The following is a 24,124-nucleotide window of genomic DNA, read 5'->3' as shown; positions in this document are numbered from 1 at the left end:
GTCAGCAGGTCCGCCAGCGCACCGTCGTACTGATCGAGTCGTCGAGGCCGTGAACGGTCAGCGGAGCGGTGACGGAGGCGGGGGCACCACACCAGTTGCGGATCCGGTGGGCCCGCAGGTTGATCACCTGCGTGACCCCTTCCCGCAACGTGCCGTCGGAAGGGCTCACGGCCAGGCCGGGAGCCGATATCCGCCACTTCAACGGCTCTCCCGAGACGGTGAGGACCATGCTTCCCTGGCCGAACTCGTCCAGCGTCACCACGGGCGGGACCCGCAGGCGAGAGGCGAGTCCGTCTCGTCGCGCCGGCGCGTCCGTGGTGGGGGGAGCCTGGGTGGTCTGGCTGGTGGACGCCTGCAGCGACCTGGCCGGCTCCTTTGACTCGATCGCGGGGCCGAGAAGGTTCATTCCGGTCAGGGTGCCGGCCGCGCCTGCCACGACGATGATGACGATCTTGATCGTCATGTTCCTGATCCGGGTACCGGCCCAGCTGAGCGCCTCCAGCACGCGGATCCCCATCTCGATCCGCTCCTCGTCGGGGCGGTCGTCGGGTTCGGTGTGGAAGCGCAGCGCGGGCACCTGGGTGTCGTCGCGCATCTCGACGGACGCCTGCCCCGCGATGACGACGGGCTCGGCCCTGGCGACAGGTTGAGAGGCGGGTGGCGCCTGCCTGGGGATGGTGCCGGTGATCTCCTCGCTCTGGGCGAGGACCTCGCGCGCCCATGCCTGGGTGAGCAGGGCGTCGTACAGCGGGGTGTCGTGCCCGGGTACGGGGGGTGCGGACGGTGGGCGGACCGGCCGGGTCCTGCGGGGTGGCAGGGCGGGCAGCGGGGGCAGGCCGGAGGGATCGGAGGCGCCCGCCGCCGGCCCGCCGGCCGGTGGCGTGACCGTACTCGCCGACCCCGTGCCCGTTGACGTCGTGGCCGGTGGTTTCGCCGATGGTTTCGCCGGCGGTTTCGAGGCCACCGGCGGATAGGGAGGTGTGCCGACCCTGGGCGCGGGCAGTGCCACGGCCGGCGGTACCGGAGCGGCGGGGACACCGCTCCCGGCCGGAGGAGCGGGGAGGACGGAGGACCGGCCCTCGGCGGGAGGTGCGGGCAGCAGCGCGGACCCGCCGCGGGCCGGGTGTGCGGGCGGGACCGCCTCCGGGGGCAGCGAGTCCGTGAGCCGCTGCCGCTCCTCGGCGGAGAGCGGCGCGACCGGCGGGTGGGAGATCATCTGTGGGACCGTGTAGCGGATGTTGATCGGCCGCGTGCACACGGAACACCTGATCATGTGGGAGAGCAGGGTCGTCCGGGCGTCGTCGGGATCGATGACGGAGGATGCCTGCCCACCGGGCCTACCGGTGGGGAAGACGCCGGGAAAGACCGCCTCCACCAGCGGGGCGAGCTCCGGACAGGTACGCCGCCCGTTGGCGAGCGCGTCCAGCCCGCTCACCAGGGTCTCGATCAGATCCTGGGTACGGGTGGCGAGCCTGCCGATCTCGTCGGCGGGCATTCCCAGCACGTGGGGGAGATCCTCCATGCCGAGCGCGTGGCGGTACATCAACCTGAGCGTCTCCGTGCCCAGGGGGTCGACGATCGTCCACACCCGTTCGATCAGCAGGGCATCGGGCATGCCGGGCCCCGAACCCGGCACGTACCGCTCCCGGTGGCCGGTGGAGGTGCGGCAGTCACGTCGCAGCGCGGCCAGCAACCGTCCCCGGACCGTGACGCCCTCGGGGGCGGCCTCGGTCCGGCCGGCCGCCAGCGCGGCGACGACCGCCGCGCGTGCCCGGCCGGATTCGAGGCGGGAGGCGGCGTAGTCCATCAGGTGCGCGCCGTGCTCGCGCACCCAGGCCGCCCCCTGGCCGGGGCCGGGCGCGAAACGCCCGGTTCCGGTGGGTGTGCTCATTGGCCGTCGTATCCGACCGGGTCCGGCTCGACCTGGCCTTGGTCAGGCTGGAAGGGGGAGGTCCGGTTGCGGTCGTTCTCGCCGCGCCCCCACTGTGAGGGGGCACCGTCTCCGGTGCCCGGCTGAGCCGGGCTCAACCGGCCGGGATCGGGCTGTGCGGGAACCTGCCGGCCCTGGTCGGGCTGATCGGGAAGGTTCTGATCGGGAAGGTTCTGGCCGGGAAGGTTCTGGCCGGGATCGGGCTGGCCGGGAAGGGACTGACCGGGATCGGGCTGTACCTGGTCGGGCACCGGCTGGGGAAGCGGCACGGGAGCGGGGTCGGTCACCACGAGTTCCAGGTTCCGCTGGGGCAGGCCGGTGAACTTGGTCCAGTTGCTGACCTCACCGGATGCGGGCTCCGCGTAGAGCCAGCGGATGAACGCGGGCCACAGGCACGAGTCGCGGGGGATCGTCTGGCCGCTCTGGGCCGGGCTCGGCCCCTGGGACGTGCTCAGCGCCTGGAGCTCCTCGGCGGTGTAGTTGCGGCATGGTGGCGTGCCCGGCGGGGCGATGTTGAGATCCCACACGCCGTTCTCGTCCGTGTAGCGCATGCCCCTGTCCAGCCCGAGGGCCTCGTAGGCTCGCCGCAGGAGCTCAGGGTCCTCGAAGACCGGCAGCGAGACGCCGTTCTGGCCGCCGGGGAGTTGCGGCGTGGCCGGCATGAGCACGGTTCCGTCGGGACCCTGCGACGCGTTCTCGCCGGGACCGGCGGACGGCTGCGGCTGCGGCTGGACAGGCTTCAGGCTGCCACCGGGCGCTGTCGGCGTCACCGTTCTCGGCGGGGCCGACGGCTGTTTCCTCGGCGAAGGCGCGCCCGCGTCGTCCGTCGGCCTGGTCGCGGGGGGCACGACGACGGGCGCCGTGGGGGGCCTGACATCGCCGGAGGGCACGATCGGCTGGCCCGTACCCGACCGGATCGCCGGCCGCAGGGTGCCCGTCGGCCGGGTGTGCGGTGCCGTCTCCCCTGGCTGGGAGGTTCGGTTGCCGCCGGGAGGCTGGGGTTGTGACTTGTTGTCGCCGGTGGGCTGTGGCTGGGAGGTTCGGTTCCCGCCGGGAGGCTGGGAGGGCTTGTTCCCGCCGGGGGGTTGCGGTTGTGAGGTTCGGTTCCCGCCGGGGGGCTGGGGCTGCGATGACAGTGAGGGGCCCGAGGACTTCGTCCTGCCGGCCTCAGGAGCAGGCTTGGGCGGCGAGACCACCTCGATCTTCTTCTCCGCGGGGTGCTCGATGACGCTGCCGCTCTCGCTCTCGCTCTGCGAGATGTTTCCGCTGACCCTCTCCGTCGGCGTCGGCGCCGGAGGGGCCGGGGGCTTGACGGGCTGGGGATTCCCCACCGGTGGTGCAGCCGGGGGTTGCACCGGCCCCGGGTTGGGGGCGGGCTGCACCGGCGCAGAGGTGGCCTTGGGGGCCGGGGCATTCGTCGAGGGTTTCGCCGCCGTGGTCGTCTTGGGCGGTGGCGGGGTCGGCGTGCTCTTGGGGTTTCCGGGCCGCTGTGCGAGAGGGGCTGCGGCGGCGGCCAGGGCCAGGACCGGGAGGGCGACACAGCCTTCCCCCGATGCCTCGACCGCGTGCCCGTCGGTGGTGGTGGTCAGACAGACCCGCGGGTCCGTGGAGTCACCCCTGCGTGCACCGCCCGCGATGGTGCTGCCCGCGTCGGCGCCGGAGAGCGGGACCGGTTGATCACTGCCGGAAGACGCGCTCGATGACCAGGCCTTGGCCTGGTCGTCGAGGAGATACGTGCCCGCGGCCAGCCGCATCACCTGCCCCCCGCCGGGGTCGGAGCGGACGGCGATGACGGTTCCCAGCCCGGCGCCGGCGCTGAAGACGCCGATCGCGACACTCGCAGTGAGCACCGTCGCGCGTGATGGCTTACGTGAGGGTGTCATTATGAATGTTCCTTTTCTTCCGGTGAAACGTCAGTCGCCGTGGCTCTCCAGGACGTCGCTCCACTCGCCCAGCACGCGAGCGGGCTCGTTCGAGCCGGCAGGGGGGACATATGTCACATACATGCGTCCGTATGTGGCGCTCACCGAGTGGGCGAAGGCCTTACCGCGGGTGCGGACGGCGGCCGAGCCCTTCAGCTTGACCGTCGCGCCCTCCCGCTCCGCTTCGCGGACCTCGGTGGATCGGGCTCCATACCAGACCAGGGCGCCCCCGTCACTGGTCCTGAGCGCGCGTACCGGTCCCTCAAGCCGGTACGACAGCGTGAGCTTCCAGTCGGCCTGTCCCAGCTGCGCCCGCTCCTGCTGCCAGAACAGTGCGGCCTCGCTGGTCCACGGCCCCTCGTCGAACCGTGCGTCGACCTCGGCGTTCTCCAGACTCGCCAGGTGTGCGCGGGCGATCTGGCGAGGGGTCGCGCTCAGCCCGGTGGCGTTCTCCGGCAGGCTCGTCGCGTAGCCTTCGGCGTCGGTCGCTATCTTGGGGAACCGCGCCGGGGTGGCACGCGTGTCGGCGGCCGAGGCGACGAGCCGCCAGCCACCGGGGGCCGAGCTCATCACGTCGACGATCCGGGCGACACCGGGTTCGTACGAGACCGCCACGAACCAGTCGGCGGTGCCGTTCACGTGGCGCGGGATCCACATCTGCGGGTTGGGCCATATCCCCGAGGCCAGCGACTTCTTCTCCATCTCGGCGGTCTTGAAGCCGGCCCGCGTCATCTCCAGCGCGAGCCCGTGCTCCAGCTTCGCCATGGCGGCCTGGTCCTTCCTGCTCTGGGCGGCCGACAGCCCTCGCTGGTAGCGGCCGTGGATGCCGTACGCCTCCTTGACGGTGAGCTGAGGCGGGCGGGACGCGGCCGGCGAGTCGGTGTCGGGCGGGGGGGTTTCCGTCTCGCTCCGGGGTTTCTCCGTACGGGGCTTCTCCGTGGGGGGTTTCTCCGTGCCGGTCGCCTCGGGGCGAGGAGAGGACCTACCGCTCTTTGCGGGTTTCGGGGTTGGTCCGGGGGTGGGGGGTGAGGAGGACGGCGTCGGTGAGGGCGAGGAAACGGCCTTCTCCCAGCCGGCGTCCGAGGAGTCGGGGGTGGGGTTCGCCGCGAGGGACGGACCGGAGGGCTCTCTGGTCGCGAGCCAGATCGCGGAGGCGGCGATGATCGCTAAAACCGCCGTGAACAGAATGACCTTCCGCCAATCGAATGACAGGAGGCGTTCGGGATGCCAGTCGGATCCCTGTTCGGAATCATGCCTGGAGGAAGCACTGCCACGGCCATAGGACCCAGCCTGTCCATCTGGGAAATCTGATGCACGCCATGACATAGGTCCAAATATTAGACTGACCGTGATCTATTGGGAAGGTAAAGGGCTTAGTAATTGGTACTTATGGCTATTTGATTATAAATAACACCTAAGTCGATATATGGGCTGTCCGAAACACGGACTGCCCCCACCTGCTGGCATCCTGTCGATGGACCGTACCAGTAGTTCTCTAGAGATGTGCCGTCATCTCTGGGTTTCGGGTGACCTTCCGTGCCCCTTGGTGAACTGCCCTTTTTCCAGAGCAAGCCCGTTGTTCACCTTCCGTTGGGCTTTCCGGTCTCCGGCCGGGCGTCCCGCAGGGGGCAAGTGATCGCGAAAACCTTTCACACTCCGGATTGGTACAAGCTCCATAACAACTTGATATGAATGCGTTTCCCGGGTTCGGCTGTTCGGCCTCGGACCCCGTTCCGGGAATTGGAGCTCCGTCTTTTCCGTGCCCGCCGGGGGACGACGGTCTCCCGCCTCAGGAGGGGCGCCCCGAACGGCCCGTCGGGCATGCGATCGGCCCGCGACGAACGCGGGTGGGGAGGCCCGGTGCCGACGCGAAACGTCCCACCCGGGCAGGGGAGCCGTCTACTCCAACTCGATGAGCTCCACCAGAACCGCGTCCTCCCGTTCCGGGATCATCAGCAGCGAGTCGACCACCACCTGGTGAGCTCCCCGGGCCCTGGCCTCCGCGACCAGGTGCTCGCGCTGGGCCGGGTAGGAGACCCCCTCCAGATAACGCCGGGCGACCTCGCCGAACGCCTTGCCGGCCTCGGTCGGCGAGTGATAGTCCCGGTCGGGGAGCTGTCGCAGGATGCCGTTGACCCGCTCGCATTCGTCGCGCACGTGGGCGACGTTGACACCTTTGGCCAGGTCAGCCGGAGGTGGTCCGGCCGCCCGCGCCGAAGCCCGTCTCGTGGTTCCACAGGTGGGTGCATCCCGGGCACTGCAGGTGCAGCAGGCTTCCGGTGTTGCCGATGAGGTAGCGCCAGTGCTCCCCGCAGTTGCGGCCGCCGAGGCAGTCGTCGCAGTCGCGGTGGTCCTGGCAGCCGGGGCAGGGCACCCACGCCCTGCGTCCGAAGTCGGCGTGTGGGTCAAGCGGCACGGCCGGACTCCCTGGGGGGAAGCACGCCGGCGGCCACGAGCATGTCGTAGATCTCCTGCTGCCGGCTGTCGAGGCCGGAGTAGAGGAGGTCGTACGCCTCCTCCTCGGCCCGCAGCACCCCCGGCGGATCCCAGTCCGGCTCCAGCGCCGCCATGACGGCGGCGCGGCGGCGAGTCTCCTCGAGGGTGAGGTCGATCTCGAAGTCGACATACGGGCTGGCGCTGTCCTGACTCATGACATGGCTTCCGGGTCTGCTGGTGAGCGTGTCGGAGGAGCGATCGGGAAGGGCGGCGGCGCCGGAGATATGACCCGGTTCGGCCTGGGCCGGGCCGCTCTTCGCGATCAACCACATGTGCTGCGGGGGGGACTCCTCCTGGAGGGAAATTTCTGTCCACTATATACCTATATATCCTTTATATTGCCTTTAGTGGTGCTTCGGGTGATGTGTGGCAGCCGAGCTGCGGGCGCCGCCTGATGTCCGGCATCCGGGGTCGGCGTCCGGGACGGGGAAACCGGGAGCCGAGAGCAGAACCCGGGTGACCGGGTATGGAGCACCCCGAGGACAACTACGGCTCGGGGGCTGCCATGACCACCTACACCCTGTCGATCGTCGAAGGCGACACCGGCGGTACTTCGTCGGGCAAGGACCTCTTTTCGCCCGACTCCCCGATCGATTTCAGCGACCTCGGCCCGTATGCCCTGATGTGGCTGACCGAACACGGTTACCGGGAGCAGGGCAGGCGGGTCCTGGTCACTCCCGCGGGCCGGCATCCCGAGGGGGTCCACGTGATCGCCTCCCACGACGTGGACCTCTGACCCCCGTCGGATCACGGCTCCCCGGGCGCCGTATCCGATTCCCTGGCGCCACCGGGTGGCGTACCCGATCATGGTTGGGCGGCCCGGCGGAACCGGGCGCCGCGCGGCAGGCGGCGCTTCACCGGGCGGCACCGGTCTCCCGCGCCCGGCAGGGGAAGCCCGGAGAGGAACCGCGATGCCCAGGTGTGACGGGCGGATAGTCCGGCTGCGCGCGGGGGCACGGGTCTGGTCGTCGACCTGACCGGAGCCCGCGGTCCTGCACTGGGAAAGGACCTCGGTGAGCTGTCCGAGGCGGCACTCGCCGCGCTCGTCCTGACCGGCGAGCCCGCCGTGCTGAACAATGCCATCGACACGCCTCGGACGTTCTCGATCTGGCCGACGGAGGCCGAGGGGCGGCACCCCGGCCTTGGCCGGACTGACCGCAGCCGCCGGACGGGCTCGTGGTGGTCCCCGAAGATCCGGTGTCCTGCCCGCCACGACCCCTCTCCGGCACCGGGTCCGACCCGTGAAGCTCTCCGAGGTGGACGATCACTTCACCGTGACATCCAGAAATATCGGATTTTTCCCGGCGAACAGTGGAGCCCCGTCCTCGTTGGTCATCTTCCAGTAGATCTTGCACCTGCCCGGGCTGTCGGCGGCGCGGACGCGCACCGCTATGTCGACGGTCTCACCGGGGGCGGTCGTCTCGATCGCGACCCGTTCGGGAGCATGGCACGGGGTCTCGTTCATCCGGTCGAGGTAGCGCCTGTGCCACGGGATGGTCCCCGAGTTGCGGAGTCTCCACACCTTCGTGAAGTGCGTCCCGCCCCGCACCACGGTCCCGTCCGGATGCGTGACGTCCCCCTCGAAGGCGGAGTCGTCGCGCGGTGAGGCGGCCTGCGTCAGGGGGGCCTGCGGAACAGGCTTCTCCTCCCCGCCGTCGGACGACGCGACGAAGGCGATGAGGGCGCCCGCGCCACCGGCGACCAGGGCGGACAGCACGGTGAGAACGACCGGCTTCCTGACGCGCGACCGTCGAACACCCCGGGATCCGGTCTCGGCCCCGGCCGGGACGGGCTCCCGGCCGGTGCTCCTGGCCCGCTCCCAGTGCTCCCGCCACTCGCGCTCGGCCTCGGCCGGGTCCTGCCTCAGCCGGTCGACCGCCAGGACCCGAACGAACTCCCACGTCGTCTCCCAGCTCGGCAGCACCTGCCCCCGGGCGGCGGCGGCCAGCGACGACTTCGAGGCGGCCGCGCCCAGACGGGACGACATCTCGGCGAAGGAGGGGTCGCCCGCCTCCTCCTTGAGTTTCCAGAGCCGGTGCGCGAGCAGCGCGACAGGACCGGACTCAGGATCGGGCCGGACCGGTTTCCGCCCCCGCCGTGTCCCCGGCTCCCCGTCCCGTGGATTCGGTGACTCCGCCATATCCACCCCCTGCTCGACACCGCCGTACGGACATCCTCACGTCCCAGACGCGGCCTCTTTGGCAGTACACCCAAAACCTGAGGAGATTACCGGAAGTCACCCTTGCCGGCCGTCCGCCGCCGTGCGGCCCGGATCTGATCCGCAGAGCACACGGCTGTGACCTGCGCCGTCAATTGTCCAGAGGGGTCTGGACAATGTTTGGCCGCATATCCGGTGGATCCTCCTTGCCGCCGGTCGCGGCACACCGGCATAGTCGGGGCCACTCCTCGCCTTACCGCTTCCGTGGATTCCCGCAGTGTTCGCGATCCACGCAGGAAGCGGGGCCTACGGGGGCCGCGAGGACTCGGGGCCGCGTTTCCATCCACGGACGTCATCCGTGGATGGAAGCGCGCCCGCATCGGAAAACATCTCCGTCCCACTGACCGCACCCCGGAAAACCGCGTTCCGACGAGAAGGAGAGAACATGAACCACCGGAAACTGACCTCTGCGGTGGCCGCGACCGGTGTCGCGCTCGCGATGATGGTCACGCCCGCCATGTCCGCCACGGCCCAGGCTGCGGCGCCCGCCGCCAAGGTGGCGGCGAAGTCCGCGGACACGGCCGGAACCCTGGACGTCAAGAGGGCGAGTATCGCCTGCTCCAAGCCCGCGGGAAAGAAGGCCAACTATTCCTGGGGCACGGGTAGTAACGACTCCACGACTGTCTACTTCAACAACCACTGCTCGCACAAGGTGAAGGCGAAGCTCCACTTCAGGGCCGGCGGCGGCCAGACCACCACGAAGTGCCTGATCACCAACGGTAAGACGAGTGGCAAGAAGAAGTTCTGGGTCACCCGCTACCACCTGAAGAAGATCACCAAGGGCTGCTGACAGCCCGTCGGCCAGGGCTGGGCGCCTCGCTCGGGACAGGCCGCGGGCGAGGCGCCCTCATGCCCGGGTGGGGCGGCCTCCGGTGGAAGTCCGGAGTGCCCGAGCGCATGAGGCGGTACGGCTTAGCATCCGGGGCGGCGGTGACCGTCGCCTCACAATCTATATGTGAGCGGATATTCCAGGCGATTATTTCTCCAGCTCGGCGGTGCCGCCGCGGCTGGAGCGCTGGTTCCGGCGCGTACCGTGCCCGCGGAGGACGACTCCTTCGCCCTGCTGCGCCGCCGCTGGCGTGAGGTGACGACGGGTTCGGGATTCGACCCGACCGCCGAGCCGTACCGCGCCCGGCTGGCGAGGCTGGGGACGACTGCCGCCCTGTACCGGGACACCATGGCACCGGCCGACACCTGGCTCTGGCCAGGGCTGGCGTTCCCCTCCTTCACCGACACTCCGGCGCGGTTGCGGACCATGGCCCGGGCGTACGCGCTGCCGGGCACCGGGCTGACCGGCGACGCGAACCTGGCCGTCGCCGTCGCGGAAGGCATCGACCACTACCGGCGGCGAGTGTACGCCGCGGGCGCCGACCCGGCGGGCAACTGGTGGAACTGGCAGATCGGCGTTCCCAGAAAGCTCCTCGACGCGGCCGTGCTGATCGGTCCGCACCTGACAGACCCACGAAGCGGGGCGCTCCAGGAGGCGGTGGACCACTTTCTCCCCGAGTGCCGCCTGAACGACTACGAGGGCACCAGCACCGGGGCCAACCGGGTGGACCTGTGCACGGTGATGCTGCTCCGCGCCACCCTCGGCTCCGACTCCGGGAAGGCCGCGTCGGCCGCCTCCGCGCTCTCCCCGGTCTTCCGCCACGTCTTCGAGGGCGACGGGTTCTATCGGGACGGCTCGTTCATCCAGCACACCTCCGTCCCCTACCAGGGCGGGTACGGGGTGGTGCTGCTGTCCGGGCTCGCCACACTGTTCGCGGTGCTGCGCGGCTCGCCATGGGAGATCACCGATCCGAACAGGCAGGTCGTCTTCGACGGCGTCGAGAAGTCGTTCGCGCCGTTCGTCCACGACGGCTTCTGCATGGACCTGGTCAGCGGCCGGGGGATCGGCAGGGAACCGTACGGCGACCACCGCAGGGGACGCGACATCGCCGCGGCGGTCCTGCTGCTGGGGGAGGCGGCCTCCGCCGCCGAGCGGGTCCGCTGGCAGGGCATGGTCAAGGGGTGGGCGCTGCGCGACACCTCCAGACCCATGCTCGACGCGGCAGAGAGGAGCGACCTGGGGTTTCACGCCCGCCTCGCCGCGGCCCTGGACGACGACGCGATCCCGGCGGCCGAGGAACCGCTCGGGCACCGGCTGACGGCGATGAGCGCCCGCGCCGTTCACCGCAGGCCGGCCTGGTGCGCGGGACTCAGCATGGCCTCGTACCGGATCGGCCACTACGAGCACGGCAACGGCGAGAACCGGCGCGGCTGGCACACCGGCTCGGGGATGCTCTACTGGTGGGGCGAGGGGCACGGCGACCAGTACTCGGACTCCTTCTGGCCCACCGTCGACCCCTACCGCCTGCCGGGCACGACCGTCTCCACCCGGCGGCTGGCCGACGGCGCCGGTAACGCCTGGGGCGACACCTGCTCGCCCGCCCGCTGGGTGGGCGGCGCCACCGACGGCACCTACGCGACGGTCGGCCAGCACCTGAACGGCTTCGAGAGCACGATGGAGGCTTTCAAGTCGTGGTTCTTCCTCGACGACGCGGTGCTCTGCCTGGGGGCCGGGATCACGAGCGAGGACGGCGCGGTGGTCGAGACCGTCGTGGACAACCGCAGGACCGGCGCGCCCCTCACCGTGGACGACCGGGAGGGCTGGGCACATCTGGCCGGGCACGGCGGCTACGTCCTGCCCTGTCCCACCCGGCTGCGCACGCTGCGCGAGGAACGCACGGCAGGCCAGGTGACCCGGAGCTACGTGACGCTCTGGCTGGACCACGGCGTCGACCCGGACTCGGCCGGTTACGTCTACCTTCTCCTGCCGGGGGCGAGCCGGGCGGAGACCCGGGCCCGTGCCGCCGACCCCGGCTGGGCACGGGTGCTCGCCAACACCGCCCGGCAGCAGGGCGTCCGGGTCCCGTCTCTCGGAATCACCGCGGTCAACTTCTGGAACGACGGAGCCGTCGGCGGCCTGGCCGCCTCCGCCCCGTGCGCGGTCCTGGTCAGGGAGCGCGGCGACGGTACGGCCACGTTGACCGTGTCGGATCCCCGGCGCGACCTGGACGAGCTGATCGTGACCTGGGACCGGCCGGTGGCCGAGGTGCTCGGCGAACACCCGCTCCTGACGAGTGCCACGACCGGCGCGAGCCTCACCCTCGCCTTCGGACGACTGGCAGGCCGGGGCGGCGGCTCGCAGACGGTCACCGTACGGCTCGACCGGCGCGCGGAGCCGGCACGTTCGCCGGGTCGACCGGCTTCGGATTTTCATTACCCAGAGTGATTGACACATTACTTTCCATTACCTGATGATGGCCGATGTCGGTGGTTCCGTATGGACGACGCCGGGGCACCGAGATCTTTCGTGGCATGCTTCAAGACCATCCAGGAGGGGCGAATGAAGCTGTTCGGTGCTGTTCTGGGGGTGATCGCGGTGTCGGCCACGGCCGTTCTCGCCTGGGCGGGGCCGGGTGCGGCCGCCGAGGGCGAGGTCATCGTCTTCACCACCGAGTTGGAGGAGCTCGGCAGGTACCGGGACCTGCCCGCCGGTGGATGCAGACGGCTCCCGCCGACCGCGCATCTGCTGATCAACCTGACCGATTCCAAGGTCTTCATCCACGCGGGTCCGCTCTGCCTTGGCCCCGGTGTTCCGGTCGAGCCGAATCATGGCTGGCACGCCCCGCCCGGCGGACAGTCCAGCTTCTCCACAGCCTGATCGCGACAGGTGAACGGCGTGACGTGGTCCGGGTTCGCCCGGTAGGCACGTCCGGCTCGCTGCCGACCCGACCGTCAAAATCATGACCACCGGTGATCGGGGGCGGAGGTCACCCGGAAAATTCCCACCCGCACAGGCCGGCGGCCCGATCGCGCGAAATTCCAGGTTTTCGGGTTCAGGGGTGCCGGTCGGCTCTTTATTCATGTCCCCATCACGGCGGCCCGGTCCCACGTACACGTTTCTTCACCTGGCACCCGACATCCGATATTCGATATCTGACGCTCGATGGCATCCAGCCCGACGCGGTGAGTGGAGCAGCACGGTTTGCGGGGTGCTCGCGGTGGCGTCGAACCATGCGAATGAAGATTCCGCCGAACGCCTGACATGTACCCGGGAAAACATGTTTCGGAGTTATGTGACAGGCAACTCGGAAAGGCGCTGATGCATCATGTTGCATACCTTCATCCTTGGAATGGGCAGGGCCGGAGAAGGACTGCATCTGCCGGCACTGTCCAGGGTGCGCGCCGCGATCCCGGGCCTGCTCGCCCCCGGGCGGGTCATCGTCCACGACCCGTTCCGGCCTCCCCCCGATGTCGCCGGCGTGGTCACGGTCGGCACCCTGGAGGAGGCTGCCGGGCGCACTCCACCCCACCGCACCGTGGTTCACCTGTGCACCCCGCCGCATATTCGTTCGGGCATGCTGGAGCGGCTGGCCGAGCTCGGCTACCGAAAGATCATCATCGAGAAGCCCCTGGCCCTGGACCTGATGGGCCTGGCGGCCATCGCACGCACGAGGCGACGCTGGGGCCTGGACATCACCGTCGCCACCCACTGGCTGCACAGCTCCCTGACCCACCGCCTGCGTGCGGCGGTGGACTCGGAGGAGTTCGGCAGGCTGCGCGGCATCCGTGTGGTGCAGAACAAGCCCCGGTTCACCCGCAGCGCGACGGTCCCCGGCCACCCCACCGCCTTCGACGTCGAGATGCCGCACGCGCTCGCCGTGGTGCTCACCCTGGCCGGTGGTGCCCGGATCGCCGATGCCTCCTGGACGGACATGGTGACCGACCAGCTTCGGTTGCCACGCCTGGGCCGCGCCAGGCTCCGGTTGGACCACCATTCCGGCGTGCGCACCGAGATCGACTCGGACCTGACCTCGCCCGTGCGCGAGCGCCGTATCACCCTGGACTTCGAGGGGGCGACGCTCATCGGTCACTATCCGTGCAGCGACGCGGACCACACCGCCCAGCTCCGGGTGGTGATCGAGGGCCGAGATCAGGCCTGCTCGGCGTTCGCCGACGACGCCCTGTCCGCCTTCGTCCGCAGCGCCTACACGCGCTACGCCCGGTTTCCCTCCGCGCCGGGGGCGCTGCCGGTGCAGATCGACGCCGTCCGGCTACTCAACGAGGCCAAGGATCTGTGCACCGCGCACGAGCCGGACACCGCCCAGCACAAGGAGGTCCGGCGTGTCCACGGCGTCCGCTGAGCACACGCCCGCCCCGCCGGGCGGAGTCGTGCCGGCCGGGATCGGAGACGAGGCGGCCCCCGATCTGCCCGGCCAACTCGCCGCTCTGGACGAGTTGGGCTGGAAGCACCTGGAGTTGCGCACGATCGGCGGCCTTCCCATCGCGAGGCTGGACGAGGCCACCTTCGCCCACTCGGCGGAGCGCATCCGGGCGGCCGGCGTCACCGTGGTCTGCGTCGCCTCCAAGATCGGTGACTGGTCCCGGCCCGTGACCGGCGACTTCGCCCTCGACCTGGCCGAACTGGACGTCCTTGCCCGACGCTGCACCGTTCTGGGAACCCGCCTGGTGCGCGTCATGTCCTACCCCTCGGGCGGTCTGCCCGAGGCCGAATGGGGCCGTCGCGCCCATCGGCGGCTGCGTGAGCTGGCGCGGCGCGCCGAGGACGCCGGGCTGCTGCTGGCGCACGAGAACTGCACGGGCTGGGCAGGCGATCGCGCCGAACGAATGCTGGACCTGGTGACCGGCATCGGCAGTCCGGCGCTGCGGCTGCTGTTCGACGTCGGCAACGGCGTCGCGTATGGATACCCGTCGGCGCCGATGCTGGCCGCCGTCGTCCAGCACGTGGTGCACGTGCACGTCAAGGACGCGGTGACCGGCCCGGAGGGCAGAGTCGGCTTCGTCCCGCCGGGCACCGGTGAGGCCCAGGTCGCGAAATGCCTTCGCCTGCTGTTCGCCCATGGCTACACCGGGGCGCTCTCCATCGAACCGCACCTGCACCTGCGCCCGCACCTCGCCGCGGCGAGCACCGACGCGGCGCCCGGTGACCCCGGTCGTGGCGACCACGCCGCATTCGTGGCGTACGGGCGTGCGCTGGAACGGCTTGTGGCCCAGGTCGCCGCACCGGCCGGAGAGCTCCGATGACCGCTCCGCCCGCCCGCGCCGTGTCCTCGATCCCGCTCACCCCGGCCGACCGCGACCTGCTGCTGCGACTGCTGCGGCTGCCCACCGCCGGTCCGCTGGAGACCGGCCCGGAGGCGCCCGTGCCCAGGCTGCGCGAGGCGCAGGCCGACTATCTCCGCGCCGCCGCCGCGGTCGGCTTTCGCGGCGTACACCATGCGCCCGCCGAGAGGGCCGAGCTTGACCGTCCCGATGTCCCGGCACCCGTGCGCGCGGCGCTGGACATCCCCGGTTTCCTCGAACACCAGCCCAGCCTGGTGCTGCTGCTGGGTCCCGCCCTGCCGGTCGCCCGCACCGTGATGTTCAACGTGCACCTGGACACCGTCGCCGGATGGCAACCCGTCCGTTTCGACGGCGAGTGCTTCTACGGTCGCGGCGCGATCGACGCCAAGGGGCCCGCGGTGGCACTGCTCGCCGGGGTGCGCGCCGCGCGGGCGCTGCGCCCTGCCATCGGCCGTGACATCGGGATTCTGATCCAGGCCGTGGCGGGGGAGGAAGGCGGTGCCATGGGCGTCTTCGGCACCAGGCCGTTGGTGGAGCGCGGCTACACCGGGCGACTGAACGTCTTCTGCGAGCCCACCCGGCTGCGGTTCCTGCCGCGCGGCACGGCGGCGATGACCGCACGGGTGGTCGTCGACGGGATGGACGCCATCGACGACCACCCCGCCCACGGGCACAACGCCAGCGTCCTGCTGGGCTTTCTCGCCCAGCACCTGGGCCGGGCGCTCGATCGGCACACCGCCGAGGGCGCGGTGTGCGTGGCGGGCCTGCACACGGGCACCCTGCACAACAAGGTCTATGGCGGCGGGTCGCTACTGCTCAACCTCGCCTACGCCTCGGCCGCCGCCGGGCGGCGGCTGGAGCGGGACCTGCGAACCGCCCTGGACGATGGTCTCGACGCGTTCGTCACGGCCTTCGCCGGCACGACGCTGTTCGCCAGAACCGCCACCGAGGCGCACGTCATCACCCGGCTGGAGTGGCTCAAGCACGGCCTGCCCGTCCTGGACGATCGTGACCTCCGGATGCACGCGCTCCTGCGTGACGCGGCCGGGATCGTGCCGTGGCCGTCCGACGAGCCCGCCTTCACCTGCGACGCCATCTGGATGTCGGAGGTCGCCGGGGCCTGCACCGTGGTGCTGGGACCCGGTGACCTCGCCGCCAACAACGCCCACGCCGACGGCGAGTTCGCGCGAGTCGACGAGCTCGCGGAGTTCGCCGCCGCGGTGGCCCGATTGCTGCTGGCCTTCACCGACGACACGAACGGACGACCGTGAACCAAACCCTGTCAGCCGCGCGACCACACCCCGAGCCCGCGTCGTCGGTGCCGGGGACCGTACGGGTGCGCCACGCCGACCTGCTCGGTTTCACCTCGGCGGTGTTCGCCGCCCGGGGCCTGGCATCCGAGCGGGCGCACGAGGCCGCGCGGGCGCTCTGCTACGGCGACCTCACCGGCCTGAACTCGCACGGCCTGGTCAACCTGACCCGGCTCTATCTGCCGTTGTTCGACGAGGGGCGGGTCAACCCCCACGCCGAGCCCCGTACGGTCGCCGACCGCGGCGCGGCCGTGCTCATCGACGCCGACCGGGCGCTTGGCCTGTGGGTCGCCGGGGTCGCGATGGACGTGGCGGCCGAACGCGCCGCCGAGTACGGGATCGGTGTGGCGGCCGTGCGTGGGGCCACCCATCTGGGCTGCGCCGGGCACCACGCGCTGCGCGCGGTCAGCCGCGGCATGATCGGACTGGTCGCCAGCAACTGTGGCGGCCAGCGCATCGCCAGGCCACCCGGTGGTGCGGTGACGATGCTGGGTACCAACCCGCTCAGCGTGGCCGCCCCGGCGGGCGACCATCCCCCGTTCGTACTCGACATGAGCACCACCGCGGCCCCCACCGGCCGCATCCGCCAGGCCGCCCGCGCCGGGCGACCCGTCCCCGAAGGATTGCTCCGCGACGACGGGGGCGCCTCCGTCACCGACCCCGCCGCCTTCGACGCCGGGCGGGCACATCTGATGTGGCTGGGGGGCGAGGCCGGGCAGTACAAGGGGTTCGGGCTGGGCATCGCGGTGGAGGTGCTGGCCGCGCTGGTGCCCGGCGCGGGGCTGGGCGCGCATCCCGACGCGCTCGCGGGTGACGGCGGACCGGGCGGGCGCGACGACGACATCGGCTTCTTCGTGGCGGCCGTCGCGCCGGGTGCGTTGCGCGAGGGGGCCGAGGCCGACGCGAACGCCCTGTTCGGCGCGTTGCTGGCCTGCCCGCCCGTCGACCGGGCGAAGCCGGTGCGCTACCCCGGATGGCACGAACACCGGTGTGCCGAGGAGCACCTGAGTACGGGAGTCCCGCTGGACGCGACGGTATACGCCGAGCTGGCGGAGGTCGCGGCACATGCCGGTCTTGCCGTACCGGACGTCCTGGCGGAGCGATGACGGTCCCGCTGCGGATCGGGGTCGTCGGTCTCGGTGTGATCTCCCGCTTCTACCTCGCGGCGCTGCGCGGCTCGGCGACGCTGCGGCTGAGCGCGGTGTGCGACCGCGATCCGGCGGTGCTGGCCGCGCGGACCGGCTCGGTGCCCGGCTACACCGACCATCTGCGGCTGCTGGACGAGGCACGTCCGGACGCGGTGGTGGTCACCGTGCCGAACGACGCGCACGCGCGGGTGTGCGCGGACGCGCTGGAGCGCGGAGTGGCCGTGTGCGTGGAGAAGCCGCTCGCGTTGGACACGGAGCAGGGCGTCTCGCTGACGCGGCTGGCCGCGCGCGGGGACGCCCCGTTGTTCACCGCCTTCCACCGCAGGTACAACCACGCGGTCGGGCGGTTGCGAGCCGGGCTCGCCGGGGCACGGGTCGAGAAGCTGACGGTGCGCTACCTGGAACGCATCGAGGAGCACGCGGGTGCGGACACCTGGTACCTGGACGCGCGGCGGTGCGGCGGCGGATGCGTCGCCGACAACGGCCCCAACGCGTTCGATCTGGTCGAGTCGCTGCTGGGGCCGGCCGAGGTGGTGTCCGCGCGGATCACCCGTGACGCGGCGGACACCGATCGGCGGGCCGACATCGGGCTGCGCGCCGGGGCGGCGTCGGTGCGGGTGCTGCTCGACTGGTCCTATCCGGGCGAGCGCAAGGACATCGAGGTCCTGCTGGCCGACGGCCGAACGCTCTACGCCGACATGCTGACGGGCCATCCGGGGTTCAAGAACTCCCTGTGGCACGAGTACGTGGGGGTGCTGCGCGCGTTCGAAGGGCGGATCCGGAACGGTGCGGGGGACGGTGACGGCGGGCTGCCCGCCCTACGTCTCGTCGAGGACGTCTATCGGCTGGCGGCCACCGGAAAGGAGACGGTGTGAACCCGGACGAGGACGGTCCCAAGCGCGAGGTCACCGCGACCCTGGTGAAGCTGCTGGTCCACCGTCGGACGGACCGGGGCATGCGACTCGAACCGTACGCAAGCCGGTGCGTGCGAGCCGGGGAGGTACACGAGTTGGTCGTCACCGACCACACCGAGACCGCAGCCGGAGCCAGGATCGACCGTGTCGGTTTTCTCGGCTTCGTCGAGATCGCCACGGCGGGTGTGCTCGACCGTGGTGACGAGGTCTGGATCGGCCGGCGCCGGATCGGCGTGCTGCTCGGGTTCGACGGCTGCCACTTCCCCAATCACTACAACGTGCTCATCCATGCCGATCCGATGGTCACCGGCCGGGATCTGAACCTGGCACCTGAGATGTCGCTGGTGTTCCGGCAGGGCGAGCCCGGGGGCATGGATGAGCCCGGTGCCGGCGTGCGTGATTTCACGGTGATCGGGCTATGAGAATTGGCCGATCCTCGATATTTAGATATCAGCGGACAACAGATTTATGTCCAGCTATCCCCTTTTTTGTTCCCTCGCCATTGTAAAGCCGTGGGACTTTCTTGATCCTGTGTTTACGAGTCGTCACGCATGGCTATATCTCCGTTGCGGAGAGTGGTGAATTCCAGGGGTTGGAATTCTGCTGCCGACTCTGCTCATCCCGGGCGCTCATTCATTGGGCTGCCCAAAATTCTCGGGAAAGGACTGGAATGGCCGCAGGCACCAAGCAGAGCAGCCGTCTGGAAGAGCGCTTCCGTCTCTGGGATTCGGACGGCGACGGTGTGATCGAGCGCTCGGACTTCGAAACCGAGGCCGACGACATCATCACCGGCCTGGGCGCTCAGGGCACCCCGAAGGGCGCCGAGCTCAGGCAGGTCTACCTGGCCATGTTCGACCGCCTGTCCAGGGCCGCGGGCACCCCCCAGATGGACAAGGGCCAGTTCATCCAGGCCGCCAACCAGGAGATCATCAGCAAGGGCGACGCCGGATTCGCCAGCGTGGTGGGCCCCACCATCCAGGCCATCGTCAACGTCCTGGACAGCGACGGCGACGGCGAGGTCAGCCAGACGGAGATGACCAAGTGGTTCGAGGCCATCGGCCTTGAGCCGGACGTGGCCGACCAGGCGTTCCGGGAGCTGGACACCGACGGCACCGGCCGGCTCTCCGTGGCGGAGCTGATCGACGCGGTTCGCGACTACCACCTCGGCAAGAACGACATCCCCCTGCTGGGCCGCTGACCCAGACGCGTCCGCCGCGCGCCCGCCGTGCGGCTGCCCGGAGGCGCCCCGGACAGCCCACGGCTGGTGCGACCGGACGCGCGAAACCGACACATGGCCTCCCGAGCCATGCCGCCGTGCTCTCTGGACCTGATCTCCCCGACCATGCCGCACAGGAAGAGAGCCATGGAGAGACCCCTCCCTCCTCCCGCGACATCCCCGGCGCGAACCGAGTCCGCGCCCATCCCCTTCTTCACCCAGGCCGCATCGTTCGATGAGCTGTGGCCCGAGATCCGCGCTCACTGCGTCGACATCCTGGACCGGGGCAAGTTCTCGCACGGCGCCAAGGTCGCGGAGTTCGAGGGGGCGCTCGCCCGGTGGACCGGCGCGAGACACGTCGTCGGTGTCAACTCCGGCACCGACGCACTGGTGTTGCTGCTGCGCGCGGCCGGGCTGCGCCCCGGAGACGAGGTCATCGTCCCCGCCTACACCTTCATCGCCACGGCCGGCTCGGTGGTGCTCGCCGGAGGCGTGCCCGTCTTCGCGGACATCGAGGAGCACGGGTACGGGATCGATCCGCGGTCCGTGGACGCCGTGGTGACCCCCCGCAGCCGGATGGTGATGCCGGTACACCTGTTCGACCGCCTCGCGGACATGCGGGGCGTGCACGAGGTGGCGCGAAGACACGGGCTGACCGTCCTGGAGGACAGCGCCGAAGCCATCGGCATGCGCCTGGACGGCACGCACGCCGGGCTGCTCGGCGTCGGCGGGGTGCTGTCGTTCTTCCCGACCAAGACCCTCGGCGCCATCGGCGACGCCGGGGCGCTGCTCACCGACGACGACGCCGTCGCCGAGACCGCGCGGGCGCTACGCCACCACGGTCGCGGCGGACACACCCTGGACCACTTTCCCGGTATCGCCAACCCCACGGTGCTCTCCGGCCTCAACAGCAAGATGGACGATATCCAGGCCGCCGTCCTGCTCGCCAAACTCGCTCGCCTCGACGCCGACATCGTCCGCCGAGACGAGCTCTCGGCGCGCTACGACGACCGGCTGCGCGGTGTCCCGGGGGTGTACGCGGTTCCCGGCGCCGTCCCGCCGCACCCCGGCGGCAACCGGGTCTGTTACGTCCATCTCATCGAGGCCGGGGATCGCGACGCCCTCGTCGCGCATCTGGCCGCCAAGGGGATCGAGTCCGAAACCTACTACCCGGTTCCGATGCATCTCCAGCCGTGCTTCGCGCATCTGGGACACGCCCCCGGCGACTTCCCACGCGCCGAGGCGGCCTGCGCGAGAGCCCTCGCGCTACCGCTCTATCCCGACCTGGCCGAGTGGCAGGTGGACCGGGTGTGCGACGAGATCGAGAACTTCTACGCGGGAGGACGACGGTGACCGCCCCGACCACCACGGCCATCCCCTTCTTCCCACCCGACCTGTTCGAGGAGGACCGCGACGCACTGCTGGAGACGGTGCGCACCATCGGCACCGCCGCCCCCCAAAGATTCATCCTGGGCGAGCACACGGCCCGGTTCGAGCGGGAACTGCGCGACCGGCTGGGTGCCGGCGACGTCGTCGCCTGCTCCAGCGGCACGGCCGCCCTCACCCTGGTGCTGAACGCCATGGGGGTCGGCCCCGGCGACGAGGTGGTGGTGCCCGCCTTCGGCTGCGCGCCACTGGCCGCGACCGTCGTCAACATCGGTGCCCGGCCGGTCTTCGCCGACGTCGACCCGGTGCGGCTGACCATGGACCCCGCCGCCGCCGAGGCGCTCATCACCCCGCGTACCAAGGCGCTGATGCCGGCGCACATGTTCTCGACGATGGCGGACATGCCCCGCTTCCGTGAGCTGGCCGACCGGTACGGCCTACGCCTGCTGGAGGACTCGGCGGTCGCGCAGGGCGGCACGCTGCTGGGACGTCCCGCGGGTCGCTGGGGTGACGCGGGCGTTTACTCGTTCGTACAGGTCAAGACGTTCGGGATGCCGGGTGAGGGCGGTGTGGTGGTCACCGACGACGCCGACCTGGCCACGCGCGTGCGGATGCTGCGCAATCACGGCCAGGACGGCACGCGCCGATTCGTCCACCACCGCATCGGGCACAACAGCCGTTTCGACGAGGTGATGGCCGCCTTCCAGACGCATCGGCTGGCCGGTCTGGGCCGACGGCTGGCGCGCCGGGCGGATATCGCCGACTACTACTCCACCCGGTTCGCCTCCCTGGCCGCCCTCGGGGTGTCGGCACCTCCCGTCGGCGGTGACGGCCGCTGCCACTACGTCTACGCGGTGCTGGCCACCCACCGCGAAGCGCTCAGAACCCACCTGGCCGCACATGGCGTCGACTCGCACGTCTACTACCCGCGGACCCTTCCCGCCCAGCCCGCGTTCGCGCCGCACGCGCCCCGCGACACACATTGGCCCAACGCGGCCTCGGCCGCCCGGCGCAACCTCGCCCTGCCGTTGTATCCGCACCTCAGTGACATCCAGCTGGAACACATCGCCGACACCGTCTGCGCCTTCGCCCACGAAACCCGGGGAGCACGATGACCGATCAGTTCACCGGCAGGGAAGCGGAGTCCGCTCCGGCCGCGACCGCACGCGGCACCCTCGGGGCCTACGCGCGCCTGGCCAAGCTCGACGTCTACGACTACTACATCGGCCTGCCACTGGTGTGGACGCTGCTCGCCCCCGCCGGCCGGTGGGAGCCGGGCGTCATCGGCCTACTGGTGCTGATCTGCCTCGCCGAGGTCACCGTGGTGGCCGCCATGGTCGGCTTCGACGACATCACCGGCTACCGCGACGGCAGCGACGCGGCCAACTACGGCGCCGATGCCGCCAAGCGACGCCTGGCCAGGAAACCGCTGGTCGCCGGCACCCTCACCGAGGCGCAGGCGCTCCGTTTCGCCTGGGCGGCGACCGCGCTCGGCGTGCTGCTGTGGGCGCTGGCGGTGGCCGCCGCGCCACACCGCCCGCCGTGGGCGGTCGTGCTGGCGGCGGTGTGCGTCGTGGCGTCGGTGCAGTACTCCTGGGGACTGAAGATCAGCTACCGAGGATTTCAAGAGATCTTCCTGATCGGTCTGGGCGTCGGCTGGGTGCTGGTGCCGTACGGCCTGCTCACCGGCGAGGTGACCGAACTGGTTCTGGTGCAGGCCCTGCTGTTCGGATTCGGGCCGATGCTGTTCGGGCTCTACTCCAACACCCACGACATCGACGGCGACCGTCGCGCCGGGCGCGTCACCGTCGCGGCCCTGGTGCCCGCCGGGGTCAACACGGCGTTCATCACCGTGATGACCGCCGCCGCGGGCCTGCTCATCGTCGTCGGACCCCTCCTCGGCGCCGCACCCTGGTGGTTACCGATCGTCTTGGTGCCGGTTCTCGCCATGCGCGCGACCCACCTGGTAATCGGCTCCGTGCGAGGTGACATCCTGCGCGCCCGGCGGATCGCCATTCGCGCCCACCGGGTCACGGTGATCCTGCTGGTCATCGCGAACCTGGCCGCCCCCCTGCTCGCCGGCACCGCCACATGACCTCCGCACTGGACGTCGCGGTGGTCGGCGCGGGTCCCGCCGGGCTGGCCGCCGCCTACGCGCTCGCCGAGGCGGGGTGCTCGGTAAGAGTCTTCGAGGCCGCCGACGCGGTCGGCGGGCGGATGCGCACCCTGCGCGCCCACGGTTGTCTGATCGACACCGGGGCCGAGATGCTCCCCTCAGCCGCGGGCTACCCGGCCACCTGGAGGCTCATCGCCGCCCTCGGTCTCGACGCCGACCCCGAGGCCGTGCCCCGGGTGCGCGACGCGCTCGCCGTGTGGCGTGGCGGCCGATCCAGGCCACACGCCGGTCGCCCGCTGGGACTGCTCACCGGGGCGGGGCTGCCGCCACGCGCGCGGGTGGACCTGCTCCGCTTCCAGACGCGCCTGGCCCGGCTCGGCGACCTCGACCCTGACCGCCCGGAGCGCGGCCCACTGGGCTCCGCCACCGTCGCCGACCTCGTCAGGCGCTATCACCCCGACCTTCGCGACTACCTCATCCAACCGCTGGTCGCCGGATTCTTCGGGTGGGATCCCGAGCGCGCCGCGGCGGCCCCGTTCGCCGCGCATCTGGTGGCTTCGGGCAGCACGAACGGCTGGCACACCTACCGCGACGGCATGGACACCCTCGCTCGCGCGCTGGCCGCGCGGCTCGACGTGGTCACCGGGCACACCGTGACCCGGGTGGTCGCGGACTCCGGCGAGGTCCGGCTGGAGTCGCCCGGCGGTACCGTCACCGCGCGCTCGGCGGTACTGGCCGTGCCCGCCCCCGTCGCGGCACGCCTGCACACGGACGCCCCGCCGGTCGAACGCGCCTACCGGGATGCGTGCGGCTACGCGCCCATGCTCCGTCTCACCCTGGTCCTGGACCGGCCGATGGCCCCCACGGGCGTACGGCGCGGCTTCGCCACCCTCGTCCCCGCCGCCGAGGACCCCCTGGTCAACGTGATCACCGTGGATCATCACAAGCATCCCGGGCGGGTGCCCGCGGGGCGTGGCCTGGTGTCGCTCGTCGCCTCACCCCGGGGTACCGCCGAACTGATCGACGCCCCCGACGAGGAGGTGAAGGACCGCCTCACCGCCCGTGCCGAACACTTCGTGCCCGGGATGGCCGCGTGCGTCACCTCCGCCCACGTGCACCGGTTCCGGTACGGCCTGCCCGAGGCGACACCGCGTGCCCTCGAACTGCGCGCCGCGTTCGAGGCCCGTCCGGCCTCGGCGGTGGAGTACGCGGGCGACTGGACGGCGCTGCGCCCGTGCAGCGAGGGTGCGGTCGCCTCCGCCGCGCGGGCCGCCGCGCGGGTGCTCGCCCACCTGTCGCCCGCCGGCTGACCGGGGTCGTCCGCCGTGGCCGCGCCGCG

General features: G+C 70.9%; 22 protein-coding genes. 15 read left to right on the top strand and 7 right to left on the bottom strand.

What is annotated here, in order from left to right:
* Position 1: 1 nt before the first annotated feature.
* From ACWD3H_RS01605 to ACWD3H_RS01580, 6 genes are all read right to left on the bottom strand, one after another.
* Positions 2-1,891, bottom strand: a complete 1,890-nt coding sequence (locus tag ACWD3H_RS01605) for a hypothetical protein (protein ID WP_451953669.1) — start codon at positions 1,889-1,891, stop codon at positions 2-4.
* Positions 1,888-3,780 (bottom strand): hypothetical protein, encoded by a 1,893-nt coding sequence (locus ACWD3H_RS01600; protein ID WP_451953668.1) that lies wholly within the window; start codon positions 3,778-3,780, stop codon positions 1,888-1,890. The genes ACWD3H_RS01605 and ACWD3H_RS01600 overlap by 4 nt, the downstream gene beginning before the upstream one ends.
* A gap of 63 nt (positions 3,781-3,843) precedes the next feature.
* Positions 3,844-4,617 carry a hypothetical protein gene (locus tag ACWD3H_RS01595; protein ID WP_355612891.1) on the bottom strand — a complete coding sequence of 258 codons (774 nt, stop codon included), beginning with the start codon at positions 4,615-4,617 and terminating at the stop codon, positions 3,844-3,846.
* A 1,134-nt stretch (positions 4,618-5,751) separates the two neighbouring features.
* Positions 5,752-6,009, bottom strand: coding sequence for a DUF2795 domain-containing protein (locus ACWD3H_RS01590; RefSeq protein ID WP_451953667.1), 258 nt, complete (start codon positions 6,007-6,009; stop codon positions 5,752-5,754).
* Positions 6,010-6,037: 28 nt separating this feature from the next.
* Entirely contained in the window at positions 6,038-6,268 is a 231-nt protein-coding gene (locus tag ACWD3H_RS01585) for a hypothetical protein (RefSeq protein ID WP_350913499.1), read from the bottom strand.
* On the bottom strand, positions 6,258-6,503 hold the full coding sequence (locus ACWD3H_RS01580; RefSeq protein WP_355547491.1) for a DUF6400 family protein: 246 nt from the start codon (positions 6,501-6,503) through the stop codon (positions 6,258-6,260). The genes ACWD3H_RS01585 and ACWD3H_RS01580 overlap by 11 nt, the downstream gene beginning before the upstream one ends.
* 311 nt (positions 6,504-6,814) lie before the next feature.
* Between ACWD3H_RS01580 and ACWD3H_RS01575 the strand changes: the two genes are divergently transcribed.
* Positions 6,815-7,084 (top strand): hypothetical protein, encoded by a 270-nt coding sequence (locus ACWD3H_RS01575; protein WP_355547488.1) that lies wholly within the window; start codon positions 6,815-6,817, stop codon positions 7,082-7,084.
* A gap of 528 nt (positions 7,085-7,612) precedes the next feature.
* Here ACWD3H_RS01575 and ACWD3H_RS01570 read toward each other — a convergent pair.
* Positions 7,613-8,488 (bottom strand): NBR1-Ig-like domain-containing protein, encoded by an 876-nt coding sequence (locus ACWD3H_RS01570; RefSeq protein WP_451953666.1) that lies wholly within the window; start codon positions 8,486-8,488, stop codon positions 7,613-7,615.
* 463 nt (positions 8,489-8,951) lie between these two features.
* On the opposite strand from ACWD3H_RS01570, the gene ACWD3H_RS01565 reads away from it, so the two are divergent.
* The 14 genes from ACWD3H_RS01565 to ACWD3H_RS01500 all read left to right on the top strand — a co-directional run bounded on the left by ACWD3H_RS01565 (position 8,952) and on the right by ACWD3H_RS01500 (position 24,095).
* Positions 8,952-9,356 (top strand): hypothetical protein, encoded by a 405-nt coding sequence (locus ACWD3H_RS01565; RefSeq protein ID WP_355612903.1) that lies wholly within the window; start codon positions 8,952-8,954, stop codon positions 9,354-9,356.
* A 165-nt stretch (positions 9,357-9,521) separates the two neighbouring features.
* The gene (locus ACWD3H_RS01560) at positions 9,522-11,840 is read left to right on the top strand and encodes a polysaccharide lyase 8 family protein (protein WP_451953665.1); all 2,319 of its coding nucleotides are present in this window, start codon (positions 9,522-9,524) and stop codon (positions 11,838-11,840) included.
* A 114-nt stretch (positions 11,841-11,954) separates the two neighbouring features.
* Complete coding sequence (locus ACWD3H_RS01555; RefSeq protein ID WP_433369644.1) at positions 11,955-12,272, top strand: hypothetical protein; 318 nt, start codon at positions 11,955-11,957, stop codon at positions 12,270-12,272.
* Positions 12,273-12,720: 448 nt separating this feature from the next.
* Complete coding sequence (locus tag ACWD3H_RS01550) at positions 12,721-13,755, top strand: oxidoreductase (protein ID WP_451953664.1); 1,035 nt, start codon at positions 12,721-12,723, stop codon at positions 13,753-13,755.
* The gene (locus ACWD3H_RS01545) at positions 13,736-14,656 is read left to right on the top strand and encodes a sugar phosphate isomerase/epimerase family protein (RefSeq protein WP_355547476.1); all 921 of its coding nucleotides are present in this window, start codon (positions 13,736-13,738) and stop codon (positions 14,654-14,656) included. The genes ACWD3H_RS01550 and ACWD3H_RS01545 overlap by 20 nt, the downstream gene beginning before the upstream one ends.
* On the top strand, positions 14,653-15,966 hold the full coding sequence (locus tag ACWD3H_RS01540; protein WP_451953663.1) for a M20/M25/M40 family metallo-hydrolase: 1,314 nt from the start codon (positions 14,653-14,655) through the stop codon (positions 15,964-15,966). Before ACWD3H_RS01545 ends, ACWD3H_RS01540 begins: the two co-directional genes overlap by 4 nt.
* The gene (locus tag ACWD3H_RS01535; RefSeq protein ID WP_451953662.1) at positions 15,963-17,111 is read left to right on the top strand and encodes an Ldh family oxidoreductase; all 1,149 of its coding nucleotides are present in this window, start codon (positions 15,963-15,965) and stop codon (positions 17,109-17,111) included. The genes ACWD3H_RS01540 and ACWD3H_RS01535 overlap by 4 nt, the downstream gene beginning before the upstream one ends.
* Positions 17,108-18,028: a Gfo/Idh/MocA family protein gene (locus ACWD3H_RS01530; protein WP_451953661.1), complete on the top strand. Its 921-nt coding sequence runs from the start codon at positions 17,108-17,110 to the stop codon at positions 18,026-18,028. The genes ACWD3H_RS01535 and ACWD3H_RS01530 overlap by 4 nt, the downstream gene beginning before the upstream one ends.
* Positions 18,025-18,489: a DUF6917 domain-containing protein gene (locus tag ACWD3H_RS01525; RefSeq protein WP_350952918.1), complete on the top strand. Its 465-nt coding sequence runs from the start codon at positions 18,025-18,027 to the stop codon at positions 18,487-18,489. The genes ACWD3H_RS01530 and ACWD3H_RS01525 overlap by 4 nt, the downstream gene beginning before the upstream one ends.
* A 248-nt stretch (positions 18,490-18,737) precedes the next feature.
* Positions 18,738-19,265: an EF-hand domain-containing protein gene (locus ACWD3H_RS01520; protein WP_451953660.1), complete on the top strand. Its 528-nt coding sequence runs from the start codon at positions 18,738-18,740 to the stop codon at positions 19,263-19,265.
* Between the two features lie 165 nt (positions 19,266-19,430).
* The gene (locus ACWD3H_RS01515) at positions 19,431-20,636 is read left to right on the top strand and encodes a DegT/DnrJ/EryC1/StrS family aminotransferase (RefSeq protein ID WP_355547461.1); all 1,206 of its coding nucleotides are present in this window, start codon (positions 19,431-19,433) and stop codon (positions 20,634-20,636) included.
* Entirely contained in the window at positions 20,633-21,784 is a 1,152-nt protein-coding gene (locus tag ACWD3H_RS01510; protein ID WP_451953659.1) for a DegT/DnrJ/EryC1/StrS family aminotransferase, read from the top strand. The genes ACWD3H_RS01515 and ACWD3H_RS01510 overlap by 4 nt, the downstream gene beginning before the upstream one ends.
* The gene (locus ACWD3H_RS01505; protein ID WP_355547455.1) at positions 21,781-22,764 is read left to right on the top strand and encodes a UbiA family prenyltransferase; all 984 of its coding nucleotides are present in this window, start codon (positions 21,781-21,783) and stop codon (positions 22,762-22,764) included. The genes ACWD3H_RS01510 and ACWD3H_RS01505 overlap by 4 nt, the downstream gene beginning before the upstream one ends.
* The gene (locus tag ACWD3H_RS01500) at positions 22,761-24,095 is read left to right on the top strand and encodes a protoporphyrinogen/coproporphyrinogen oxidase (RefSeq protein WP_451953658.1); all 1,335 of its coding nucleotides are present in this window, start codon (positions 22,761-22,763) and stop codon (positions 24,093-24,095) included. The genes ACWD3H_RS01505 and ACWD3H_RS01500 overlap by 4 nt, the downstream gene beginning before the upstream one ends.
* The last annotated feature ends 29 nt before the right edge of the window (positions 24,096-24,124 follow it).

Source organism: Streptosporangium sp. NPDC002607, assembly GCF_053592655.1.
Note: the sequence above shows the minus strand (reverse complement) of the source record. Positions and strands in the feature narration are given on the sequence as shown.

Excerpts from the sequence above, each read along its gene's own strand:
- ACWD3H_RS01605 (WP_451953669.1), bottom strand. The coding sequence starts at position 1,891 with ATGAGCACACCCACCGGAACCGGGCGTTTCGCGCCCGGCCCCGGCCAG.
- ACWD3H_RS01595 (WP_355612891.1), bottom strand. The coding sequence starts at position 4,617 with ATGGCGAAGCTGGAGCACGGGCTCGCGCTGGAGATGACGCGGGCCGGC.
- ACWD3H_RS01580 (WP_355547491.1), bottom strand. The coding sequence starts at position 6,503 with ATGAGTCAGGACAGCGCCAGCCCGTATGTCGACTTCGAGATCGACCTC.
- ACWD3H_RS01575 (WP_355547488.1), top strand. The coding sequence starts at position 6,815 with ATGGAGCACCCCGAGGACAACTACGGCTCGGGGGCTGCCATGACCACC.
- ACWD3H_RS01570 (WP_451953666.1), bottom strand. The coding sequence starts at position 8,488 with ATGGCGGAGTCACCGAATCCACGGGACGGGGAGCCGGGGACACGGCGG.
- ACWD3H_RS01565 (WP_355612903.1), top strand. The coding sequence starts at position 8,952 with ATGAACCACCGGAAACTGACCTCTGCGGTGGCCGCGACCGGTGTCGCG.
- ACWD3H_RS01555 (WP_433369644.1), top strand. The coding sequence starts at position 11,955 with ATGAAGCTGTTCGGTGCTGTTCTGGGGGTGATCGCGGTGTCGGCCACG.
- ACWD3H_RS01550 (WP_451953664.1), top strand. The coding sequence starts at position 12,721 with ATGTTGCATACCTTCATCCTTGGAATGGGCAGGGCCGGAGAAGGACTG.
- ACWD3H_RS01540 (WP_451953663.1), top strand. The coding sequence starts at position 14,653 with ATGACCGCTCCGCCCGCCCGCGCCGTGTCCTCGATCCCGCTCACCCCG.
- ACWD3H_RS01530 (WP_451953661.1), top strand. The coding sequence starts at position 17,108 with ATGACGGTCCCGCTGCGGATCGGGGTCGTCGGTCTCGGTGTGATCTCC.
- ACWD3H_RS01520 (WP_451953660.1), top strand. The coding sequence starts at position 18,738 with ATGGCCGCAGGCACCAAGCAGAGCAGCCGTCTGGAAGAGCGCTTCCGT.
- ACWD3H_RS01515 (WP_355547461.1), top strand. The coding sequence starts at position 19,431 with ATGGAGAGACCCCTCCCTCCTCCCGCGACATCCCCGGCGCGAACCGAG.
- ACWD3H_RS01505 (WP_355547455.1), top strand. The coding sequence starts at position 21,781 with ATGACCGATCAGTTCACCGGCAGGGAAGCGGAGTCCGCTCCGGCCGCG.
- ACWD3H_RS01500 (WP_451953658.1), top strand. The coding sequence starts at position 22,761 with ATGACCTCCGCACTGGACGTCGCGGTGGTCGGCGCGGGTCCCGCCGGG.